17 protein-coding genes and 1 pseudogene are annotated in these 17,877 nt (G+C 46.7%); 11 read left to right on the top strand and 7 right to left on the bottom strand.

Annotated elements, in window-relative coordinates; all coding sequences use genetic code 11:
* The first annotated feature begins 25 nt into the window (after positions 1 to 25).
* Entirely contained in the window at positions 26 to 673 is a 648-nt protein-coding gene (locus tag NDI33_RS05215) for a Uma2 family endonuclease (RefSeq protein ID WP_190677004.1), read from the top strand.
* A 420-nt stretch (positions 674 to 1,093) separates the two neighbouring features.
* Here NDI33_RS05215 and NDI33_RS05210 read toward each other — a convergent pair whose 3' ends face one another.
* Positions 1,094 to 1,423: a phosphomannose isomerase type II C-terminal cupin domain gene (locus tag NDI33_RS05210; RefSeq protein WP_190413787.1), complete on the bottom strand. Its 330-nt coding sequence runs from the start codon at positions 1,421 to 1,423 to the stop codon at positions 1,094 to 1,096.
* A gap of 277 nt (positions 1,424 to 1,700) precedes the next feature.
* Between NDI33_RS05210 and NDI33_RS05205 the strand changes: the two genes are divergently transcribed.
* A complete protein-coding gene (locus tag NDI33_RS05205; RefSeq protein ID WP_190677003.1) occupies positions 1,701 to 2,132 on the top strand; it encodes a nuclear transport factor 2 family protein in 432 nt (143 codons plus the stop codon).
* A gap of 162 nt (positions 2,133 to 2,294) precedes the next feature.
* On the top strand, positions 2,295 to 2,513 hold the full coding sequence (locus tag NDI33_RS05200; protein ID WP_190536968.1) for a hypothetical protein: 219 nt from the start codon (positions 2,295 to 2,297) through the stop codon (positions 2,511 to 2,513).
* Between the two features lie 451 nt (positions 2,514 to 2,964).
* Here the strand turns inward: NDI33_RS05200 and NDI33_RS05195 are convergent, their stop codons facing one another.
* Complete coding sequence (locus NDI33_RS05195) at positions 2,965 to 3,498, bottom strand: hypothetical protein (protein ID WP_190677002.1); 534 nt, start codon at positions 3,496 to 3,498, stop codon at positions 2,965 to 2,967.
* Between the two features lie 95 nt (positions 3,499 to 3,593).
* On the opposite strand from NDI33_RS05195, the gene NDI33_RS05190 reads away from it, so the two are divergent.
* On the top strand, positions 3,594 to 3,827 hold the full coding sequence (locus tag NDI33_RS05190) for a Nif11-like leader peptide family natural product precursor (protein ID WP_190677001.1): 234 nt from the start codon (positions 3,594 to 3,596) through the stop codon (positions 3,825 to 3,827).
* Between the two features lie 242 nt (positions 3,828 to 4,069).
* Here the strand turns inward: NDI33_RS05190 and NDI33_RS05185 are convergent, their stop codons facing one another.
* A complete protein-coding gene (locus NDI33_RS05185) occupies positions 4,070 to 4,870 on the bottom strand; it encodes a tetratricopeptide repeat protein (RefSeq protein ID WP_348245621.1) in 801 nt (266 codons plus the stop codon).
* Positions 4,871 to 5,274: 404 nt separating this feature from the next.
* Here NDI33_RS05185 and NDI33_RS05180 point away from each other — a divergent pair, with 404 nt between their 5' ends.
* The 3 genes from NDI33_RS05180 to NDI33_RS05170 all read left to right on the top strand — a co-directional run bounded on the left by NDI33_RS05180 (position 5,275) and on the right by NDI33_RS05170 (position 9,006).
* Positions 5,275 to 6,861: an efflux RND transporter periplasmic adaptor subunit gene (locus NDI33_RS05180; RefSeq protein WP_190413673.1), complete on the top strand. Its 1,587-nt coding sequence runs from the start codon at positions 5,275 to 5,277 to the stop codon at positions 6,859 to 6,861.
* Positions 6,862 to 6,948: 87 nt separating this feature from the next.
* Complete coding sequence (locus NDI33_RS05175) at positions 6,949 to 8,166, top strand: ABC transporter permease (RefSeq protein WP_190676999.1); 1,218 nt, start codon at positions 6,949 to 6,951, stop codon at positions 8,164 to 8,166.
* Positions 8,167 to 8,241: 75 nt separating this feature from the next.
* On the top strand, positions 8,242 to 9,006 hold the full coding sequence (locus tag NDI33_RS05170; RefSeq protein ID WP_190434062.1) for an ABC transporter ATP-binding protein: 765 nt from the start codon (positions 8,242 to 8,244) through the stop codon (positions 9,004 to 9,006).
* Between the two features lie 107 nt (positions 9,007 to 9,113).
* On the opposite strand, the gene NDI33_RS05165 is transcribed toward NDI33_RS05170, so the two are convergent.
* A complete protein-coding gene (locus NDI33_RS05165; protein WP_190413679.1) occupies positions 9,114 to 9,635 on the bottom strand; it encodes an orange carotenoid protein N-terminal domain-containing protein in 522 nt (173 codons plus the stop codon).
* A gap of 207 nt (positions 9,636 to 9,842) precedes the next feature.
* Here NDI33_RS05165 and NDI33_RS05160 point away from each other — a divergent pair, with 207 nt between their 5' ends.
* Positions 9,843 to 10,148, top strand: coding sequence for a hypothetical protein (locus NDI33_RS05160; protein WP_190528200.1), 306 nt, complete (start codon positions 9,843 to 9,845; stop codon positions 10,146 to 10,148).
* A gap of 373 nt (positions 10,149 to 10,521) precedes the next feature.
* A complete protein-coding gene (aspS, locus tag NDI33_RS05155) occupies positions 10,522 to 12,327 on the top strand; it encodes an aspartate--tRNA ligase (protein WP_190667424.1) in 1,806 nt (601 codons plus the stop codon).
* Positions 12,328 to 12,459: 132 nt separating this feature from the next.
* On the opposite strand, the gene NDI33_RS05150 is transcribed toward aspS, so the two are convergent.
* The gene (locus NDI33_RS05150) at positions 12,460 to 12,762 is read right to left on the bottom strand and encodes a Dabb family protein (protein ID WP_199302510.1); all 303 of its coding nucleotides are present in this window, start codon (positions 12,760 to 12,762) and stop codon (positions 12,460 to 12,462) included.
* Between the two features lie 181 nt (positions 12,763 to 12,943).
* Positions 12,944 to 13,741, bottom strand: a complete 798-nt coding sequence (locus NDI33_RS05145; protein ID WP_190676998.1) for an Rpn family recombination-promoting nuclease/putative transposase — start codon at positions 13,739 to 13,741, stop codon at positions 12,944 to 12,946.
* A gap of 138 nt (positions 13,742 to 13,879) precedes the next feature.
* Between NDI33_RS05145 and NDI33_RS05140 the strand changes: the two are divergent.
* A pseudogene (locus NDI33_RS05140) lies at positions 13,880 to 14,092 on the top strand (phytochelatin synthase family protein); the annotation flags it as partial.
* A gap of 210 nt (positions 14,093 to 14,302) precedes the next feature.
* On the top strand, positions 14,303 to 15,952 hold the full coding sequence (locus NDI33_RS05135; RefSeq protein WP_190676996.1) for an alpha/beta hydrolase: 1,650 nt from the start codon (positions 14,303 to 14,305) through the stop codon (positions 15,950 to 15,952).
* Between the two features lie 67 nt (positions 15,953 to 16,019).
* Here NDI33_RS05135 and NDI33_RS05130 read toward each other — a convergent pair whose 3' ends face one another.
* The gene (locus NDI33_RS05130; protein WP_190676994.1) at positions 16,020 to 17,582 is read right to left on the bottom strand and encodes a hypothetical protein; all 1,563 of its coding nucleotides are present in this window, start codon (positions 17,580 to 17,582) and stop codon (positions 16,020 to 16,022) included.
* Between the last annotated feature and the right edge of the window lie 295 nt (positions 17,583 to 17,877).

Raw genomic sequence — 17,877 nt, 5'->3', positions numbered from 1 at the left:
CTAATATTGAAGATGAGGCTTAAAGATGCTATTGGAATTAAAGCGATTTAATATCCCGCCTGGTCATAAAGTTTTTCTAGAAGATATAACCTGGCAAGAATTTGAAACCATTTTAGAAGAGTTAGGCGAACATCGTGCGTCAAGAGTAGCTTATGACAATGGAATATTAGAAATCATGACACCCTTGTCAGAGCATGAAACCAATAAACTGTTTATCAGCAACTTTATTGAAATTATTCTAGAAGAACTAGATATTGATTTTTATCCTCTTGGTTCTACTACTTTTAAAAACCGGGATATGCTGAAAGGGATAGAACCCGATAACTGTTTTTATATTCAAAATGAAGCAGCAGTACGAGGAAAAGAAAAATTAGACTTATCCATCGACCCACCTCCAGATTTAGCCTTAGAGATAGATATAACTTCTCGCACTCATCCGAGTATTTATGAAGCATTAGGAGTGCCTGAGCTTTGGCGATTTGAAAAAGGGAAGTTACAAATTAATATAATACGAGACGGTAAGTATATCGAGTCAGATTTTAGTCTGATTTTTCCTAATTTACCGCTTATTGAGGTGATTCCTCAGTATTTGAGGCAGGTAAAAGCTATTGGTAGGAATAAGACAATGAGAGCTTTTAGAACTTGGATACGAGAACAAATTACAGTATCGTAAAATTTCAGGTTTTACTTTAATTAAATACTTGACTTTTTCAAAAATTAAATTCCCAGAATTTCGTTAAAATGAATGCCTCAAATTTAATAGATTTTGGCTATCTTTACTAGGGCAGGACGGCAGGGCTAGATCAAATCAAGTTACGATTTGTGATAGACCTTTTGGTTTATAGGAGGGATTCCACTCTTGTCAAGCTGCAATTGCAAGGTTTATAGGAGGGATTCCACTCTTGTCAAGCTGCAATTGCAAGGGTAATGTTCATCCAGATTTTTCGTCAATTTTAAAGAACCTTCAAGAAGTATTTCTATATTTCTGTGTTTGTATAAAACCCCTAGCCCCTTCCCTTATAGAGAATAGGCTAGGGGTTCGCTCTTGTATTTGATTCAAGTGAGAACCACGATATCCTTTGATTTTGCGATGTTAGGTTTCCGCGTCGTCGAAACGGATGATGTCATCTTCTCCAAGGTATTCTCCATTTTGGACTTCAATCATCACGAGAGGAATACACCCTGGATTTTCAACCCGATGAGCTGTAGACATCGGCACGTAGGTTGACTGTTTTTGAATTAAGGTTGTCTCTTTACCATCACAAATCACTTTGGCGGTGCCAGATACAACGATCCAGTGTTCGCTGCGGTGATAGTGCATTTGGGTACTAATGTGATGACCTGGGTTGAGTTCAATGCGATTAATCCGGTAGCGTTGCCCTTCTTCTAAAACAGTGACTGTGCCCCAAGGTCGTATCCGCATTGTGTCACTATCTTCAGGTAAGGGCAGAATCGAAGCCTGCCCCTCATTTTGGTTGCTATTCATCCCTGCTTGTCTCCGAAGATTCGCATCTCAATTTTGCCGCATTTTTGAAAGTTCCTCTGCACTAATTATCGGTGGGACAATATATCGAGGGTGCTAGTAGCTGGTAGCGGCATCCGAAGCGTGCAAGCAGGCATCCTGCGGTTCCGATGAGATTTCTACGGCTTCTCTCCGCTTGTTTTTGCCACAATTGATTTAGTTGCAGCAGCTTACAAACATGGCACAAACACAACAAAGCACGATGGAAACTGCCCAGCGTGCATTTGGGCACTTCACTCAGGGGATGGGAACCGGCAAGTGGGAACCGTTTTTGGAAATGCTTGCGGATGACTTTAGCTTCTGGTTTCCAGTGGGGCAATATCAGGGGGAAAATGTCGGTAAAGCACGGGCAGCTGCTTTCTTTGAGTATGCGTCTGAAGCTTTCAACAATGAGCTGGTGGTGACGCTAGATGGCTTCACCAGTAACGAGACGACCGTTGTGTTCGAGATTCGCTCTCAAGGGCATCTGCGGGGGAAGCCTTATCAAAACCGAGGGGCGATCGCTTTCGATGTTCGTGGCGACAAGATTTGTCGTTACCGCGAGTATCTTTCGGTCGTGGTTCAGCCCAAGGTAGAATCGCACCCAGATCGGTCTCAGCCGCAGGGCTAGTTGTGTGATTTATATCACTCAGCAATTAGCTGCTCATCACCTTTACTTAAACCCGCGATCGCATGATCATCTAGGGTATCGTCACATTTTTTACAGTGGTTTATCACTCAGTAAGACGGGCAAAAGCTTGATATTAGAAGTATCGAGTTAATACCCGTAACAATGCCCGTTCAAATCTGCCCTCTCGACTCTGCGATCGCTGAACTATTTGCTCAAGCTACCTACACTGGTAGCATTACCCTGGCTGACCGATATGGGCTGATGGCTGCACTGTTGCAAGATGCAATCAGCGAAGAAGACCAGCGAGCAATTGATCGGCTACTTTACGCTGTCCGCAAGAACCGGCTGAAAGTTGTAGATGAAATTTCTGCCCTAATATAAATAGTGCCGGTGATTAAAATTTACTATTACTTTATTGTTAATTTTTTTAGTATTTTGCTGCGCTTTGATTCTACAAATATACAACATTGAATATTTAGAGCAGCCATTAAATTTTACCAGAATTTTTTATAAACTAAAAATAAATACTATAAAAATAATAATTTGATATTTATCCTATAAATCTCCTGCTAATTAAATCCATAGTAATCCTATTGGATTTGCGAGATGCTACCCTTCATATCCCCAGCTTCTCTAAGAAGTTGAGGTCTCATAATTCACGAATTATTTAGGACGGCTATAGCCGTTATCGTACTCTAGTTTGTGCTTTTCATCTACCAATCAAAATAATTACTAAGTATTATTAATATAAATTCCTTACATTAAGATGTGAATACGCTGCCATAATTCATCTATTCACATACTTTTACCTTTCAAGAACTGCCGCTAAATTTTAATCACTTTGAGGTTTTAATTCCCAATTAAGAAGCCGGGGAATCTGCGACAAGTGTACGCCGTAATTAAAAATCCAAAGGACAATTTCCAGCACTAATAATCTCTGTATCCAGATTGTCCCACTCTCACAATTCAGAAGCGTCAATCCACTATATAATTGCCAAACGCGATAAGGAAGGTATAAGCAAGGAACCATCACGAACGTACAGGATTGAAACCGTCTCGTTGTCACGCTTTCGGATAAAATTTGTAACCCCAAAATGACAAAGTACGGCACCAGTACCTGAAATACGCTGGGATGATTCCACCATACACCCCACAGAACCATTGCTACTAGGGGAAGCGCCACTCCCACTAGCAGTACAACAAATAACCAGGCTCTAAACCAAGGCGGAAGTGGTTGAGGAATCGTGAAGGGAGGTGAATGTCTCCAAAGCCAACCCGCAAAGACAAGAAAAGACGTAACAATTGCTAGGAAAAGGAGGTTTTCTAAAAGAATATTCAGGTTGGTAGATGCGGCTGTCTGTAACATAGGATTAAAAAAGAATTTCAGCAGTATAGTGCACGATTAAAATGGCTATAGTGCATGAACTAAAAAAGACACAGTAGAGTAGGGGGATTGTCAAAATGTCTAAAGAAAGTGCCTGTCAATTTCTGGAAGCTGCTGCCTACGATTCAGGTTTACGCGAAAAATTCCAAGAAGTAGCTAGTCCAGAGGAATTCGTAAAAGTTGCTCGTGAATTAGGCTACGCCTTGACCACTGAAGAATTGAAGGATGTCGTCAAAGAACATAGTGAAGGTGTCATCTTGAGAAGGCAGACAGGCGTTTGGCCTTGGCTGCGGAGGGTTAACTGGATTTAGTGTATTGTCGCAGGGATGTTCCTAAGCGCGATCGCACTGTGGAAGTAAAACAGCGAAGCAATCGGGCATTCACAGTAAACAGCAAGCTGTTGAGCCTCTCGATGCATTTGGCGTAGACCCTACACCCTATCTAGTGTCTGTGGGTTTGTCTTGAGCTTCTATGCCTTTACGTTTAAAACTACCCGCAAAAAAATAAAGGACGAAGGATAAAATCTTATCCTTCGTCCTTTATTCTTCATGCTTCACTCAGGGGCGTTTTGCGGTTGTCGAGGTTCGTTGTCATTTTGGGCAATTGTTTCCTGAATTCTGGGAGTTAACAGGAACTTTTTCGTTTCTGTGAGTAAGCGATCGCCCCAAAGATTTTCTTGGAGAAATTTTACATCGGCGTAGCGACTGTCTAACCGAATCGCAGCCTCTCCCAAAGACAAACCCTGTTCGCGATCGCCCTTCGCATACAGCGCCACCGCCATCGCCAACCGGGGTTCTGCCGCCTCCTTATCGAGAGAGCTAGCGGAACGCCAGTGACCAAGCGCCCCATCTATATCGCCCATTTCGTACTTAACTAGCCCAATATTATTAATTGCAGGCCAGAATTTCTTTTCCTTAGCAACCGCCTTTTGGTACTGAGCGATCGCATCTGGAAACCGTTTCAGTTTGTAATAGGCATTGCCTAAATCAAACAAAGCCTCCGGGACATCGGGTTTGATCTTTAACCCAGCTTGCAAAACACTAACAGCTTCCTGATACTTTTCCTGCTGAAAGTGCCCGCTTCCCAGAGCAAATAGAATCCCCGGTTCGTTGGGTTGAAGGGTTCTCGCCCGTTGCAAGGCATCAATGGCATTATTTACCTCCTGCGCTTGCAAAAACAAACTCCCCAGTAAAAACCAGGTTTGATAACTGGTGGGAGCCAGCTGAGTCGCCAATCGCGCTCTGGGCAATGCTAAATCGTATTGTTGGAATCGCGCTAGCTGAGCCGCATCTTGTGCCAGGTTCAAGCCCTGCTGCTCTAGCTCTTTTGACTCCATTTGTAGCGTATAGGGCACAAGCGCTTGCCCAGAGGCGGGGAGAGCAACGCTCCCTAAACCAAGGAAAACAAGAAGAGGGAATATCGAGAAACGTTTAGGCACGGTGCAGCCTCAAAGAAATAATGCGAAGAGAAGAAATGTTCAGCAACCTTACCAATAATTTAACTGACCGTAGCAGAAATCGAGAGCAAAGCTACACGTCAATTTGGGGATCGCTATAACGGATTGACGGGAAACACTAAACAAGGTTCGATCCGTCAGGAAGTTCAAACTCGCTAAAATAGGGAAACAATAAGCAACTTGCTGTAGATAAATGCAGTTGAGTGTGACTCCTTGGTGCTAAAGCTGAATCCCATCGTCATTAAAAATACCCTCATTGAGCAGTCTGTTCATTCGTACTACCGGACTTAAAAACTACGCGAATGCAACTTCCACTAATAAGCAAAGTCAAGAACCCTTCTCGGTGGGTCATTGGGCTGATAGCGTCTAGCATCTTGGTAGTTGGCTCTACCACTTATTTCATCATGGGTCGGGCAACGCCCAAACTAGACATTGAGAGCCTGACCGTACCTGTTAAATCGCAAACCTTGAAAGTACGGATTATCGCTAGCGGTACCGTCGTGCCCGTTCAAAGCGTCAATCTCAGCCCTCCAACATCTGGGCGTTTGGCAAAGTTATACGTCGAGCAGGGAGATAGAGTCCAGCAAGGGCAAAAAATCGCCCAAATGGAGAATTCCCAGCTTCAGGCTCAATTTTTTCAAGCCAAAGCCAATCTGGAGCAAGCTCAAGCCAAACTGCAACAAGCTCAAGCTGGGAGCCGTCCTGAAGAAATCAATCAGGCAAAAGCCCGTCTAGAGCAAGCGAAAGCTCGTTTAGCCGCGGCGCGGGTGGGTCGTCCCGAAGAAATTGCCCAATTCAAAGCTCGTCTGGAGCAAGCCGAAGCGAATCTAGCATCGGTACAAATTGGTCGTCCTGAAGAAATTGCCCAGACTGAAGCTCAAATCTCTGCCGCGGAAGCGCGGGTAGAATTGGCACAAAAACGAGCCAATCGCAATCAACAGCTCGCTTCTCAAGGAGCCATTTCTAAAGACCAGTTGGATGAGGTGCTGACAGAGTACCGCAATGCCAGCGCCAACCTGAGAGAAGCCCAACGACGGTTGGAGCAACTCAAAAACCGCACTAGCCAAGAAATCCAGCAGCGTCAAGCGGCAGTAGCAGAAGCGCGATCTGCCTTACAGCAAAGCCAAAAGGGTGGTCGCAGCGAGGAAATTTCTCAGCGAGAAGCGGATGTCGCAGAAGCGCAGGCGGCTCTACGACAGTTAGAAAATGGGACGCGCCGAGAGGAGATTGCTGGGTTAAAAGCAGCCGCTGACGCCGCCAGAGCTTCGATGCAGGCGGTGCAAGTCCAGCTCTCCGACACGGTAATCATCGCTCCCTTTTCGGGGATTGTGACGCAGAAATACGCCACAGAAGGCGCTTTCGTCACTCCCACAACTTCTGCTTCCACTACGGCTTCCGCCACTTCAACTTCAATTGTTGCTATTGCCAGAGATTTAGAAATTCTGGCGAAAGTCCCAGAGGTAGATGTTGGGCAGATTACCCAGGGACAGCCGGTTGAGATTGTGGCAGATGCCTATCCCGACCAAGTGTTTAAAGGCAAGGTCAAGCTGATTGCGCCGGAAGCGGTGGTCGAGCAAAATGTCACGTCTTTTCAGGTGCGGGTCGCTCTGGAAACGGGTAAGGAACAACTGCGGTCGGGAATGAATGTTGACCTGACTTTTTTGGGGAAACCTGCGAATAATGCCTTGGTCGTTCCCACCGTGGCAATTGTCACCGAGAAAGGAAAGACGGGTGTGTTAGTCCCTGATGAGGAGAACAAACCGCAGTTTAAAGCGGTGACGATTGGCCCATCGATTGAAAACCAAACGCAGATTTTAGATGGTATCAACGAAGGCGATCGCGTATTCATCGATTTGCCCAAAGATAGCAAACCCAAGCCAGAGGAATAAGGAGAGTTGGTAATGGGTAATAGCTAATTAGTCATTAGTCAGGTTTCTGATTACCCCTTCTCGATTACCAATTACCGATTACCGAATATGGATATTGTAGAAAGCGTCAAAATGGCTGCCACGACGCTGGTAGCAAACAAACTGCGTAGCAGTCTCACCATGCTGGGAATTATGATTGGCAATGCCTCGGTGATTGCGATGGTGGGAATTGGACAAGGAGCGCAAAGGCTAGCCGCCGAGCAGTTTGAGTCGTTGGGACCAAACGTGCTATTTGTGGTTCCTGGTTCCCAGAAAACTCGGAATACGACCTTTGAGGTGCCGAAAACGCTAGTTCTTGAAGATGCCAGAGCGATCGCGTCTCAGGTGCCTTCCATCCAAGATGTCGCTCCCCAGATCAATTCCAGACAATTAGTTACCTACCGCAGCAAAAATACGACTACATTGATTCTCGGTACAACACCAGAGTATCTCTCAGCGAGAAGTTTTGATGTGGATCGAGGACGATTTATTACCGAGCTTGATATTAAGCGGAGTAATCAAATTGTCATCCTGGGGTCGGAATTAGCAGATAAATTATTTGACAATCAAGATCCGATTGGGCAACAACTGCGGATTAAAAATATCAGCTTTCAAGTTGTTGGTGTGATGAAACCTAAAGGTTCGGCGCTGGGAGATAATCCGGATGAAGCGGCTTATTTACCCATCACCACCCTAGCGAATCGGATCGTGGGAAATACGTCTCCCTATGGTCTTGAAGTGACAGCAATCTCTATCTCCGCCAAAGACGAAGCCAGCATTGGAGCCGCTCAGTTTCAGGTGGCAAATCTGCTGCGGCTACGGCACAAAATCAACGGTGAAGATGACTTTACAGTTCGCAGTCAAAAAGACCTTTTGGGCATTGTAAACACGATTACCAGCGGCTTGACATTCATGTTAGCCGCGATCGCTGCTATTTCCCTGTTTGTCGGAGGCATTGGCGTCATGAACATTATGCTCGTCTCCGTCACCGAACGCACCCAAGAAATCGGACTTCGCAAGGCGATTGGCGCACGGGAGCAAGATATCCTGATTCAATTCATCATCGAAGCAGTAATTCTCTCAGCGGCGGGTGGCTTATTAGGGACTCTGATTGGCGTTGGCGGGATCTCGCTCGTCAGCGCTTTCACCCCTCTGAAAGCTGGCATTTCACCCGTGGCAATTGTTATTGCTGTCAGTGTTTCTGGCGGGATTGGGCTATTCTTTGGCGTCGTCCCGGCGCGACGAGCCGCTAAACTCGATCCAATTGTGGCTTTGCGGAGTGCTTAAAATGCACGAACAATGTTTAGGATTCCTCGTTCCTCGCTAAAGCTTTTGAACAATTAGCCATTATTCCATCCTTCAATGAGCAATCAACAACTCACTCCTGAGTCCTCAGCCCTCAATCCTTCAAAAAAACCTGTCGTCATTCGTATAGAGGATGTTACCAAGGTTTACGGCGTCGGCGATACAGAAGTTCGCGCCCTGGCTGGTGTGAGCTTAATTGTAGAGGAAGGCGAATATTGCGCGATTATGGGGGCGTCTGGATCGGGCAAATCCACTGCGATGAATATTATCGGTTGTCTCGACCGACCCACCGACGGACGATATTACTTAGATAACGTGGATGTATCGTCTCTAGAAGACGCTGACTTAGCGGGAATTCGCAATCGTAAAATTGGTTTTGTGTTTCAACAATTCCATCTTTTGCCACAACTAACAGCGTTAGAAAATGTCATGCTACCGATGGTTTATGCGGGTATTCCGAGTGCTGAAAGACGCCAACGTGCAACAGTTGCTCTAACTCGCGTTGGTTTAGAGCATCGGCTGAATAACAGACCGAATCAACTGTCTGGGGGACAACAGCAGCGGGTCGCGATCGCGCGTGCGATTGTCAACAAACCCGTCTTGCTGCTTGCTGATGAACCCACTGGCGCACTGGATTCCAAAACGACCGAAGAAGTGATGGACATCTTCACAGAACTGAATACCAGCGGCATCACTGTGGTCATGGTTACGCACGAACCCGAAGTTGCTCGTCTCACGAAACGCATCGTCTGGTTTCGTGATGGACAAGTGCTGCATTCCCATCTGACTCCAGGCGATATTGGAAAAGTCGCCGTTTCTTAATTTCAAAAAAGAGCGTTCAATCCCAAGAACGCTCTTCTTTTATGGCATTTCGGATCAAATCATGGGACGCACGGCTATACGCCCCTGCGATCGCACAAGGAAATAATTTACAGGCTGGCAGTCTTACCAGTTTCAGCTTGAGAGGGAATTGGCTTCACGTCCGTATAGCCCATGTTGCTCACGATTGTCCGGAACATGGAAATTTGTCCCTCAAAGTCAAGACCTTCAATTTGACCCATCAGGTCGTTAACGGGGTTATTTGCTTGGTAGTCCGAGGGTACATCTACGACCGTATCACCCATACCCTGCGCCCAAGCATACCAAACCATTAACTGATTATTCTCTTTCAAAGCCCCATAAGCATGGGAATATTCTGTGTTTTCGCGATTGACAATTTCTCGCATAATTGCCAACTGGCGATCGTCATCCAAATCAAAAAATTCTCCTAACAGCTTCGGAGCTAGTTCTGGATCGGTTGCAGTTGGGGCAGCGGGAGTAATCGAATCTCCCATCTTTTCATAAACGTAATAAAACCATGCTAGTTTGTCATCCGTGTTCAACGCTTCAAAAGCCTCAACCACTTTTTGAGTTTCACTGGAAAGAGCTTGAGATTTTTGGTTTGTAGTCATAAACTTTATCCAAGAATGAGGTTAATATTTCCAAGAGTTGCAAACTTGGTGGGTTAAAATCGCCCTCCAAGAGAGAGAGTTTGACTCACTCGGTTTTGCAGATTGAGAGTTGGCTAAGGATCTATCTCAAGAGGGTCAGAGGAACGGGGATCGCTCCTTTAAAATCTAAATTGCAGATAAAAAAGTCTAAATAAATAGGAGTTACTTATGACTGAAGAAGTGAAACCCGATCCGAATCAAGCGACAACTCAAGATGCCCAGCTAGCTGCCGAACGCATGGTTGCAGGTGAAGAAGCAACGCAAAGTGTCGATTTCGACGCTGACTACGCAGCATCAAAAGAATTTAGCGTTAGTGAAGTTGACCAGAGTGGTGCTGGTGCCCAAGCGGCTGAAGCTGCAACAGGTGCTGCCCGGAAAATGCCCCAGCCAACAGAGATGAAATCCTCACCAGAGGCTCATAGCAATCCGGACGACTTCCGGGAAATGGCGAAGGATGTCAATCCTAGAGCTTAAGAAAAAAACAGCCAATAAAAGCGATAAATCGTGGAAAAAGCGATAGGACTGGGTAAACCAGGGAAGTAAAGCCGTATTCACTAAAAAAAATCAGGATAGCGATCGCGTAGACGATGCCGCAATGATTCGGATCTTGCCTAGTTTAGGGTCACTGCGACGTATCCCAATCGCTCAAAATGCAAAAATATGGCTCAACCAAGCGTTGGTTGAGCTTTAGTTATTTTGGTACCAATGTCAGGAATTGTTAGAGGTTCGCTAGGTTCAGCCCCTAGCAGTTTGAACAGAATTACAAAGAATGCAGGATAATGGGCAAAGCTTTCACATTTTGTTACCTTTAAATCCCAATCTTTCAGCAAGCATTCGATCGGCAACCATGCGAACCCATTACTGCGGCGAACCTAGAAGCGAACATATTGGACAAACTGTCACCTTGTGTGGATGGGTAGACCGTCGCCGCGACCACGGGGGGGTGATATTTTTAGATTTGCGCGATCGCACTGGCATCGTTCAAATTATCAGCGACCCAGTGCGGACGCCTGACTCTTACGCAGAGGCGGCAAATCAGCGCAACGAATACGTCCTCAGAATTACAGGTCGAGTCAGCAAACGTCCCGAAGACTCGCTCAATCCTCGCCTCCCGACTGGCGAAATTGAAATTTACGCAGACAAAATTGAACTGCTCAATCAGGTATACAAGCAGCTGCCCTTCCAAGTAGGGGCGGGAGACACAGAATCCCTGCGCGAAGACTTGCGCCTGAAGTATCGCTATCTAGACTTAAGACGCGATCGCATGACTCGCAACCTCCAGTTGCGTCACCAAGTCGTCAAAGCCATCCGTCGCTACCTAGAAGATACCGAAAACTTCATCGAAATAGAAACGCCGATTCTCACCAAATCGACTCCCGAAGGCGCACGGGATTACCTCGTACCCAGCCGCGTCAATCCCAGCGAGTGGTATGCGCTTCCTCAGTCGCCGCAGCTATTTAAGCAAATGCTGATGGTATCCGGCTATGACCGTTATTACCAGATTGCTCGTTGCTTCCGAGATGAAGATTTACGCGCAGACAGACAGCCAGAATTTACTCAGTTAGACATGGAGATGAGCTTCATGTCTCAAGAAGAGATTCTCCAGCTCAACGAAAGTTTAGTTTGCCATATCTTCAAAACGGTCAAAGGCATCGACTTACCCCGTCCCTTCCCGCGCCTGACTTATGCAGACGCGATGGATCGCTACGGGTGCGATAAACCAGACACCCGCTTTGGCTTAGAACTTGTCAACGTTTCCGATTTGCTGAAAGATTCTGGGTTTAAGGTATTTTCCGGCGCTGTCGCCTCTGGCGGTATCGTCAAAGTATTGCCCGTTCCTGGCGGAAACGACGCCTTCTCCAACGTGCGGATTAAACCAGGCGGTGACCTATTTAAAGAAGCTAGCGAAGCCGGTGCTAAGGGTCTTGCCTATATTCGCGTGCGAGATGACGGCGAACTCGACACCATTGGCGCGATTAAAGACAACCTCACCGAAGCGCAAAAACAAGAATTGCTAAGTCGCACAGGTGCAAAATCCGGTCATCTTTTGCTATTTGGTGCGGGCGATACGAATACGGTTAATAAAACCCTCGACAGATTGCGCCAGGTGATTGGTCGCGAATTGGGACTCATCGATCCTGACAAAAACAACCTGCTTTGGGTGACAGACTTCCCCATGTTTGAGTGGAATGCGGATGAGAAGCGCCTAGAAGCACTGCATCATCCGTTTACGGCTCCCCATCCCGATGATTTGCACGACCTGAAGACGGCACGGGCGCAAGCTTATGACCTGATTCTCAACGGCGTGGAAGTTGGCGGTGGAAGTCGGCGGATTTACCAGCGCGAGGTTCAAGAGCAAGTGTTTGAAGCTATTGGCTTGGCGAAAGAGGAAGCTTATGCCAAGTTTGGATTTCTCCTAGAGGCGTTTGAATACGGCACGCCGCCACACGGGGGAATTGCCTACGGTTTAGACCGCTTGGTGATGCTCTTAGCAGGGGAAGAATCGATTCGGGATGTGATTGCTTTCCCGAAAACACAGCAGGCTCGTTGTTTATTGACAGATGCGCCCTCTGGTGTTGATGGAAAGCAGTTGAAGGAATTGCACGTTGCTTCGACATACAAGCCGAAATCCAGCGAAAAAGACAAGCAGTAACTCGCGCGATCGCAATCAAGATTTAGAGGCGCACAATGAATTGTGCGCCTTTAAAATTTTGGGAAAGGGAAACAGAGGCGTGAGGAAAAGATAGCGATCGCTTCCCTATCGTCCCAATCTCTTCAAAGACTATTAAGCTTCAAAATCAAAGATGATGAAATCATCTAAGCATTCTAATATCGCAGACTTCACTCGTTCGTGTTCGGGATGCGGCAGATAGAAATCGCGGGCATCCGCGCTCTCAAATGCCATCAAAAATCCGTGGTTATAGCCCTGGTTCAGCCCCTCGTGACTAGAATAGGCTCCCCCAGCATAGTAGGTAATGCCTGGAATTAATTGCTGAAGTTCACCCAGTTTGTTTAACAAATCTGCAATCTTTTCCGACGTTATTTCTGGTTTAAATTTGAGCAGAACCATGTGTTGAATCTGAGGCATTTGCTTAGGTTACTGATGGTAGAGTATCTAAAAGCTTAGCTGGGAACAGAAAGAACACAAAGCCAGATGCGATCGCTCTCAATAAAATTCAGTCACAAGCGATCGCCCCTCAAGCCTGCTGCTTTTACTGCTTGCTGTCTTCAGCAAATTCACTCGCAAGACTAAATGGTTCTTAATTGTCTTACTGCTTCTGAGCCGCTTGTTGTACTTGCTCTATTGTTAATCCCAATCCCTGTGCTACCTGTTCTATACTCAATCCCATTGCCAAAAACTGAGGCACAGATTCTAACTTGCCTTCTAACTTGCCCTCTAACTTGCCTTCCTGCTTAATTGATTGGTACATCCTTGTTTGTCTGAATTCGTCATCTATTCCCAACATTTGTGCCAATTCCTCACGACTCAATTGGGTAAATTTGTACAACAGGATCGTCTCTATTAATTCTATAAACTTTTGCCTGCTGTTTTCATCTTCAATCCCTTGTCTCGCTTGCTCAAGTAACCGCTTAGCTTTGTTAAGAGTTCTTGCTTTTCTCTCCACGACTAATTGCACAATGCCGATACCAAGAGACTCGTCGGCGGCTTCTCCTAATTCATCCAAGTAGACTCGCTGCACTTGCTCGCTGGCTAGCAATGTGCGATACGGCACTATCTCAGTGGGTTCTAAGCTGCGTCTGGGATACACAACGACAGCACACCAATCTTTAGTTAGTACGGACTGGTGGAGGTAGAGGAAAATTTCAGAAAACAGGCGAGAGTATAGCTTTGGATCTTTCTGAAACTGAACTTCTACAAAGTAGATCGGTCGTTCTGGAGAATCGGGAACGGGGAGAAATAATCCATCAATGCGGAAAGCTGTTTGCTTGAGTTCAACAGAAGAAAATTGATAAGTGTTGGCATCCTCAAAGGGACGACCAATTAGTTCAAAGAAGATGCTGGGAAATTCTTGGAAAAGGCTATAAAAGAGAGTATCGGTTTTCATCAACCCTTATCGTAAGGCATCAAGTGGTACAAAGGCGATCGTTTTCTACCCAGTATATGTACCGCATAAGGTCAAATTTTACACTCTCATAAAAAAGGCTGATAAGGTGAGGATGAGATTCTTCTATAATTGAAGGCAAATTTTGTTTTAATCAACTACCTGCGTAAAGCAATCGGTTAGGAAAAGGGAGGATGCATTTCTCCGGTAGCTGCTTCCAACGAAAAATCAGATCGCTTTTTGATTTTGGATGTCTCCTGCTACAAATCCTCTCCAGTCTGGGTGAAAGCAGAAGACCTCTGGAAGGCAATGGCGACACTCGATTCTGAGTCTGATAAGACGCGAGGGTTTGTGCAGGCAAGTTCGTGTCAATCCTGCGCCGATTCTTCGTCACAGATGCAAATAAAGTCACACCCAGACAGACAAAGGCGACAACCTAACGTCATCCGCTTCGTGCCTGTGAAGGATAAATTGCACGGTATACATCTATAGGGGCGTACAGCCGCGCGCCCCTACAATAATTGCAAGCAGATAGCCAAAAAGCACAAGAAAGGAGAAATATTCATGCGATCGCGCTTGAGATGGCTGTTGTCAGTTATCAGCGTCCTCAGTGGTTGCGCCTACATCAGCGGCGCGACCCCTTCTGTACAAGCCGCTCAAACCATCGTGGTTCGGAAAGGCTCCTCTACTGAATCCATTAATATCGGGGATCTCCGCCAGCTTGCGGAAACGGGAACGACCCCATCGTCTCTGAGAAGTTTTGCAAGAAACCTGTCTTCTCAACAACGAAGCCAAATCCTATCAGCGCTGAGGGCAAAATTTGATATTGATGTTGTGCAAGTGAGTCGGTTACTCGATACTCAGATTGGCAGCGCGATCGCATCTTCTTTGGCTAGCACAACATCGCGTCAGGATAATGTCGGGGTGCTAGATGTACGATCGGGACTCGTATTAGGGGCTAGGGCACCAGAAGGACTGTCTTTACTCAGCTTTATCGAAGCTTATCCCCGTCAAACGCTTGATATAGACTTAAGTCGGGCGTTTAAAGTTGTCGAAAATTTTAACAGCGCTTTTTGGCAAACTCAGTGGTTTATGGCAGAGATTGCCCCCCAACTGACTGTCAAGCGCCCCCAACTTAATTTACCTTTCGATCCGACGCTACCGGGAACTGCATCCGTGCAGGTGCTGAACTTGAAACTCAATGATACCCAGCGCCGCCGGGAAATTCCCCTTGATGTTTACTGGTCGGAAGCGGCTTCTCCTGCCAAGCCGATGATTGTTCTATCGCATGGCTTAGGTTCGGTTCGCACTGATATGCGCTACCTGGCAGAGCATTTGGCATCCTATGGCTATGTAGTGGCAGCCTTAGAACATCCTGGGAGTAACGAAAGTCATGTGAAGCAGGTAGTTAGAGGCAAAGCTCCCTTATTGGATGCTCAGGAGTTTTTGAATCGTCCCAAGGATATCAGTTTTGTTATCGACGAACTAGAAAAGCTGAATCAAGCCGGGGAACTTCAGGGGAAACTGGCACCCGATCGCGTCATGGTAATCGGGTATTCTCTGGGGGGTAGTACCGCTTTATCGGTTGCGGGTGCCGAGTTGCAATTAGCGTCTTTAAAAGAGCGCTGTAAAGGGAATGTAATTTCCTTCAATCTTGGGGAAGCTTCCCAGTGTTTTGCGAGCGGACTTCCAGAAGACCGCTATCAACTGCGAGATCCCAGAGTCAAAGCAGCGATCGCGTTCAATCCCACCACGTCTTTGCTCTTTGGCGAAACAGGTTTAAGCGCTGTGCAAGTCCCCACTTTAATTGAAGCCGCTTCCGCCGATAAGACGACTCCGGCTTTAACCGAACAAATTATTGGATTTTCTAAAATACCCGCTCCAAAATGGCTGGTGGGTGTAGTGGGAAGCACCCATTTAAGTGTGAAAGATCCTAGCACTACCCAAGATCAAGCGAGACAACCAAATACACTTTACACGGGCGGGGAAATCGTCGGCGAACAAGCAGTTGCCATCCGCAGCTACATGAAAGCGATCGCGCTGGCAATGGCAGGACAACTCACCGATGATGCTGCCAAGTACGCAATTTTCCTCACCCCAGAATATGCTCAGTTGGCTTCAACCGATGCTTTCCCGATTCGTCTCGTCACGGAAATTCCGCCCCAAGCGCAAGCAGTAGTTGACGATTTCCTTCAGAATCAAGGGAAAAAATAATGTCAAGGCAAGACGCAAAGAATAACTTCTTTGCGTCTTGGCTCGAAATAAAATCACCGATTACTTACTACTGCAACTTGATGTACTTCTCCACATCTTCAATCTGGGGATCTGGAAACTGAGTTAGCACTTGCCATAAAACCGTGTAACTGCCATCAGCACGGCGGCTGACGGGACGGAAGGCGACCAGGACATCGCTACTGGGCAATTCTAAAATTTGGTCAAGATAGCGGCGTTGTTCCCTGGAAACGATACCTCCCGTCTGAACCACTTCCGGCACCTGGAATTGGACTAATCGCATTAAGTAGGTGTGGTTCAGCATCGCTGGTGCATTTGGGGAGAGGCGGTCGATCGAGGATGCGATCGCTCTCGTCTGTTGCACGGGTTCGCTGAAAGCCACCTGACCCAGCTTTCCCGTGATAAACCGCTGTCGATCTACCTGAATCGATGCCAATTGATTCTGCGGACGATAATTCAGGAAAAACTGGCGTGTTTGCGGCGATAAGGCGCGGACTTTCTTCAAGGTGGGATCGAGGTTTTCTAAGGGGACTTCTCCCAAATCCACCATAAAGCCATAATCTAGCCCTTGCTGGGCAATCTCAAAGTTGCCCCCTTCCATCCGAACCGCAAAGCGCGGAGTAAATTCTTCCCCAGGACCAATTCGCACCGATGAGGGAGTAGATTCCTCATCGCTACCGCCGCCAACTCCCCGCAGCAAGGCTGGAAATGGGAAACGCTCTGCTACGCTGGGCGAGAGGCGATTTCCTAGCGGATTCAGTTGTTGACGGTAAGCCTCAGAGGGTAAAACGCGGGCAATGCCGGTGTTGGGTTGAGAAAGAAATTCGCTATACAGGCTTGGCTCTTGCCGATATAGGGCGTAAGAGTTGCGTTCGTTTAATTGGTACGTTTCCGCGATATCAGTAAAACGGGCGGAGGGGGGAAATGCTGCCACAGCTTGCCCCAAGAACTTTTTGGCAGTTTGTAGGGTTGTCACTGTTTGCTGGGAGGGCGCGATCGCTGGCTGAATTGGCGGCTGATAGCCAGAAATCGGTGTCTTTGCCGCTACACCAACGACTGGCGGTTCCGGAGCGGGAAATCTGGGCACTGGAACCGCCAAACGCTGAGGAGGTACGGTCAAAATCGACGGTTGACCAATTGCCAAAGGATTTCCTCTGGTAGGAGCGAGAATGGACTGTCGCCGTTCTAGCACCGGACGCAGGGGCAATAATTGCTGCGTCGAAGCATAGAGAGCGCAGTACACCTGCGCCTGCTCTAAGGTTAAATTAGAGCCTGCCGGGGTAACGCCGTTCGTGCGGGTACACAGCAAAGCAGGATTGGGATATTGGCTCTTGAGAAAGCGGTCTACTTCTCCCTGGTGGAGGAGGATTTGCCCCTCCGCCGCAAAAGCCGGGTAGGGTTCGGGAGACCCACTCGCTCTTTCGATTCGATTAATTAAATTGATTTGAGTTTGTACCAATCGCTGAGCTTGGGGCCAGAAACTTTGATCCGAAGCTGAACTCGAAGGGATTTGGCGGCTTACACCCAGCCTTTGGGACTCTGCCTGCGCGATCGCCTGTCCGGACACCAAGCTTAGTAGGGAAGACACAAAAATTAATAATAAGTACCGCATCTGAAACTCCTCAATCTGACAACTTGATAAAACAACCCAGTAGACCTTATTTATACTTCCCTGTTTTGACCCAAAAATTAAAGTCCTCTGTTTTTAATAAAATCATTGAATAGGAGAAAAATTTTTTTGTCTATCACTTCTTGCGCTTCCTATTTAACAGTCTACAGAACTCTAACTATTTGTTTTCTTTTTACTAGCGTTTCCTAATATATGTTTTTTTGTTAAGAAAATAAGCTTTTGTTTCTCAAACTCTTACTGTGCTTGCTAGTTGAAGACCCCTAAAAAGATTGTTAAT

It is taken from the genome of Trichocoleus sp. DQ-A1 (assembly GCF_039961955.1).
In the GTDB taxonomy this organism is placed as follows: Bacteria; Cyanobacteriota; Cyanobacteriia; order Cyanobacteriales; family FACHB-T130; genus FACHB-T130.
This window is presented reverse-complemented; position numbering and strand designations above follow the sequence as displayed.

Coding starts and splice junctions, on each gene's coding strand:
- NDI33_RS05215 (WP_190677004.1), top strand. CDS start 26: ATGCTATTGGAATTAAAGCGATTTAATATCCCGCCTGGTCATAAAGTT.
- NDI33_RS05210 (WP_190413787.1), bottom strand. CDS start 1,423: ATGCGGATACGACCTTGGGGCACAGTCACTGTTTTAGAAGAAGGGCAA.
- NDI33_RS05205 (WP_190677003.1), top strand. CDS start 1,701: ATGGCACAAACACAACAAAGCACGATGGAAACTGCCCAGCGTGCATTT.
- NDI33_RS05200 (WP_190536968.1), top strand. CDS start 2,295: ATGCCCGTTCAAATCTGCCCTCTCGACTCTGCGATCGCTGAACTATTT.
- NDI33_RS05195 (WP_190677002.1), bottom strand. CDS start 3,498: ATGTTACAGACAGCCGCATCTACCAACCTGAATATTCTTTTAGAAAAC.
- NDI33_RS05190 (WP_190677001.1), top strand. CDS start 3,594: ATGTCTAAAGAAAGTGCCTGTCAATTTCTGGAAGCTGCTGCCTACGAT.
- NDI33_RS05180 (WP_190413673.1), top strand. CDS start 5,275: ATGCAACTTCCACTAATAAGCAAAGTCAAGAACCCTTCTCGGTGGGTC.
- NDI33_RS05175 (WP_190676999.1), top strand. CDS start 6,949: ATGGATATTGTAGAAAGCGTCAAAATGGCTGCCACGACGCTGGTAGCA.
- NDI33_RS05170 (WP_190434062.1), top strand. CDS start 8,242: ATGAGCAATCAACAACTCACTCCTGAGTCCTCAGCCCTCAATCCTTCA.
- NDI33_RS05165 (WP_190413679.1), bottom strand. CDS start 9,635: ATGACTACAAACCAAAAATCTCAAGCTCTTTCCAGTGAAACTCAAAAA.
- NDI33_RS05160 (WP_190528200.1), top strand. CDS start 9,843: ATGACTGAAGAAGTGAAACCCGATCCGAATCAAGCGACAACTCAAGAT.
- aspS (WP_190667424.1), top strand. CDS start 10,522: ATGCGAACCCATTACTGCGGCGAACCTAGAAGCGAACATATTGGACAA.
- NDI33_RS05150 (WP_199302510.1), bottom strand. CDS start 12,762: ATGCCTCAGATTCAACACATGGTTCTGCTCAAATTTAAACCAGAAATA.
- NDI33_RS05145 (WP_190676998.1), bottom strand. CDS start 13,741: ATGAAAACCGATACTCTCTTTTATAGCCTTTTCCAAGAATTTCCCAGC.
- NDI33_RS05135 (WP_190676996.1), top strand. CDS start 14,303: ATGCGATCGCGCTTGAGATGGCTGTTGTCAGTTATCAGCGTCCTCAGT.
- NDI33_RS05130 (WP_190676994.1), bottom strand. CDS start 17,582: ATGCGGTACTTATTATTAATTTTTGTGTCTTCCCTACTAAGCTTGGTG.